This window comes from Xanthomonas sp. 3058, from assembly GCF_014199765.1.
Taxonomy (GTDB): Bacteria; Pseudomonadota; Gammaproteobacteria; order Xanthomonadales; family Xanthomonadaceae; genus Xanthomonas; species Xanthomonas campestris_B.
On record NZ_JACHOF010000044.1, the window covers coordinates 1 to 3213 of the forward strand.

The following is a 3213-nucleotide window of genomic DNA, read 5'->3' on the forward strand; positions in this document are numbered from 1 at the left end:
TCTGCTCGGTGCTGAATCTGTTCTTCTTCATGTCCGTCCTCTTGGGGGCACGGACTTTATAGCTTCAGCTGGTACGGCTCAGTGGGGGCAGGTCAACCGATGTACGAAGACGATCTGGGAGACAAGCTCGCTTGGGTGAAGGTGCCCTCGCGCGCCCTGGCTGAACCAACCCAAATCGTCGCTGCTAGGCCTACCCTCGCGTTCTGCGCGTTGCCGGCACCTCCACCGGCGCCAACACCTCCATCAACACCTGCCCCTCGCTTGCAGTAATCCGTAGCTTTGTGCCGATAGCGAAGCCCAACTGCTCCAGCCATAGCCCGCTGAGGCGGACGTGGGGCACGTGCTGGTCGCCGGCGTGGTCGTGGGCGCCGGGGTAGAGGGTGTAACTGACGGTGCATTGGCGCGGGCGGCGGGCGCGGCGCGGTGCAGGCAAACGGCCGGGGCCTTGCGGCGTTGTGTCCGGCTCGGTCGGCAGCATCGGTGGCAGCTGGGTGCGATCGGGTTCGACAATGACCCATTGCACCCGCTTGGGTGGCGCGGGGCGCGTACGTGTGCGGGTGGGCCGTGCGGTGGCGGACGCGCTGGGTGGGCGGCGGCGTGTCATGGCGCCTCCGGGTGGCGAGTGTTGGTGATAGGTGCAGCAACGCACTGCTGCAAGGCCACGTCGATGCGGGCGGACAGGCTGCGCAAGGCCTGCGACAACACACCGGGCTGGCTGAGCAGCTGCTGCGCGGGATCGTCGCTGGCCTGCTCAATAGCTGCGCGTGCAACCAGCCGGCGCAGTACCTCGCCTACGTCCCACAGCAAGCCGTGAGCGGAGGCTGGCAACAGATAACCCGGCACCGATGCCGGCGTGGATGGTGCGGTAGACATGGCAACGCCCTCCTGGAACAACCCAAGAACCGGCGCCAACGGCGACGGGATGTCGGGAGGTTCGAAACCGCTAAGAGCCGGCGGGCGTATTCCCCTTGCGAGTGTTGTATTAGCCGCCCTCCCGACGCAGGCATCGCATCGGCTTGTACCTGCGGGATGCAGGCACAAAAAACCCACCGGTTTGACGGAGGTGGGTACCGCTCTTAGAGGAGTTTCGACGCTCCTTAAGGCAGAGGTTGCAACGCGCAGATTGCGATGTCAACCCACGTGATCTCGACTTAGAAGGCGACTACAAGAAGCACCGACACGCAGCCCATGTGCTCACACCCTCAGGATCACAAGCTCCCGACTTGCTCCGCGCGCGCTCGCGCAGAATGGGTTTCGTGCTGTCGCAGAATTTCTACCTAGCCGTGTCGGCCAGACAGCTCTAATCTTGCCGCATCATTCAGCAGTGACGGGCGACATGGAAAGTAGCGATGTAGCACCGAGCGTGCCTTTGAATTTTAAAGCTTTAGAAGAACGCCTAAGGGTGCTGCCAGAGTTCCCGGCAGACACTGCCAGCCCTAGCCGCCTAGTGCGCGGCGCTGCCATCGTTTTGGTGTGCGGAATAGCCTCTACGCTGATTGCGTCGTTCTTCAGTTTTACGAGTATTCAACCCCAGTTGCTAGCGAAGGTCGCAACCGCCGGCTTCTGGGTTGCATTGGCGGCGCTAGGCGTCCTGATGATAATTAGTCTCTACGGGATAGTGAGTGATCTACGTCAATGGACAGTCGATCAGGCTATGCGCACTGATCATCAGCTAGAGCAATTTCTGCAGGAAGTGACTTGGTTGAAGGGGTATCCGGCAGCAACCCTGCAACTCATGCTGGATCACGCCCGCTACAGCCATACGCGCCGTGCGGGTCGAATTGCGTTATTAGCCGGTAGCGTCGACAAGCTAGGTCTGCTTCCAGTCGCGGCGTCGCTCTTCCTGGTTATGCGCGCTGGTGGAAATCCTCTAGCGATGTCTCCAATGACAGCGATGGTTGGTATTTTGCTGCTGTTCTTTTGGATGGTCTGCTGGGTAGCCACCTCGGCTAGGGGCAAGCTTCAGACCTATGAATATTTGCTCGAGATGGCATTGAAGAGCAAAGAAAAGGATGAAGCAGCAACCGGCGCATAAACTTGATTCAAACGAGGTCAAGTTGACCTGACACTGTTACGTCCTAGCTCCATTACTTTACGGGAGCATACTTGCAACCGACATCCACATGGATGATCGTCTGTGTGATTGCGTTGGAGTTGTCAAAACATGCAAACAAATCCTTTGGCCAACCGCAGCCTTCTGGCAATACTGGCAATCGCTAGTCTTTTTTTTATATCAGGATGCTCTGCCATGCAGCAAGACCCACGGCTCGGCTTTGATCCTCAACAGTCTGCCGCCAAAGCAAGGCAGCAGCTTGAAGCGGCCAACCCGGCTGGCTCGCCCGTCACGGCCGTGCAAAGGAGTCTTGAGAACCTTGGCTTTCATTGCAAAGCACTGAGCTCTCCGGGAGCAGGTTACAAGACATCAGTTGCGTGCACGCTCCCGCCCATCGTGAAAGAATCGCAGCCATCAGTGACAGCACCAGCCGTAGCGGTTACCTGGATGGTCGGATTTCATTCAACTGACGGAATCCACTTAAGCAAGCTCGTAGTGAATCGAGCTCCTCAGGATATTGGGGAGTAGTCGCCAATCTATTTAGACGAGTCCACACAGGGGCATTGATGTGAATTTAAAAATTAGGCTAACTCTTGCTGCGGGATTACTTGCGATATCAACTTTGACTGCGTGTACAGTAGGAAAGATACGCTCTGATTACAAGAAAAAAGATGTTCAGCCGGTCAAGATCGAGAAAGCAGAGAGAAACGTAATCCGAATTAGCTACTACATGCCTGCAGAAAGCCTCTTTTATTCTCCCGGTGTGGATTTCGCGAACGACCACGGCGTATTGCGTATTGCCATTCGCAGATGCGGCATCAATGAGAAATGTGACCCCATTGCGAAAGTTGAAATTTCCAAGACTGAGTCCTCGTCACCTGAGGTCGCCTTACCGTATGCAGGCGAAAAGGTCGTGCTGGTCTACGCAGATACCGAAGAAACGTTGACCTTCTAATTCAATCATAAGAACGATAAAACCGTAATCTGCCATTATTCATGGCAGCGGCAGGGGCCCAGCCAGGCTGTCTTTCAAGCGTCGCTCGAAGTAAGGACCTGCTGCTTCGTCGACATCCCCCCGCCCTGAGTAGCGGCTTGGTTTAGAGTCCGGGGGTAATGATATCGGTGTTGGCCAGATGTTGGGCATAAGCAGCTGGTGTCAT

At 56.8% G+C, this 3213-nt stretch carries 4 protein-coding genes; 2 read left to right on the top strand and 2 right to left on the bottom strand.

The annotated features are described in order from the left end of the window. Positions 1-190 precede the first annotated feature (190 nt). Positions 191-604 carry a SymE family type I addiction module toxin gene (locus tag GGR61_RS20720; protein WP_184623791.1) on the bottom strand — a complete coding sequence of 138 codons (414 nt, stop codon included), beginning with the start codon at positions 602-604 and terminating at the stop codon, positions 191-193. After that, positions 601-873, bottom strand: a complete 273-nt coding sequence (locus GGR61_RS20725; protein WP_184623792.1) for a hypothetical protein — start codon at positions 871-873, stop codon at positions 601-603. Before GGR61_RS20725 ends, GGR61_RS20720 begins: the two co-directional genes overlap by 4 nt. 463 nt (positions 874-1336) lie before the next feature. Between GGR61_RS20725 and GGR61_RS20730 the strand changes: the two genes are divergently transcribed. Beyond that, positions 1337-2035, top strand: coding sequence for a hypothetical protein (locus tag GGR61_RS20730; protein WP_227971625.1), 699 nt, complete (start codon positions 1337-1339; stop codon positions 2033-2035). A 586-nt stretch (positions 2036-2621) separates the two neighbouring features. Further along, positions 2622-3008, top strand: coding sequence for a hypothetical protein (locus tag GGR61_RS20735; protein ID WP_326520650.1), 387 nt, complete (start codon positions 2622-2624; stop codon positions 3006-3008). Positions 3009-3213: the final 205 nt, after the last annotated feature.

What these genes read in the sequence shown, in the direction of transcription:
- GGR61_RS20730 (WP_227971625.1), top strand. Translation starts at nt 1,337, where the DNA reads ATGGAAAGTAGCGATGTAGCACCGAGCGTGCCTTTGAATTTTAAAGCT.
- GGR61_RS20725 (WP_184623792.1), bottom strand. Translation starts at nt 873, where the DNA reads ATGTCTACCGCACCATCCACGCCGGCATCGGTGCCGGGTTATCTGTTG.
- GGR61_RS20720 (WP_184623791.1), bottom strand. Translation starts at nt 604, where the DNA reads ATGACACGCCGCCGCCCACCCAGCGCGTCCGCCACCGCACGGCCCACC.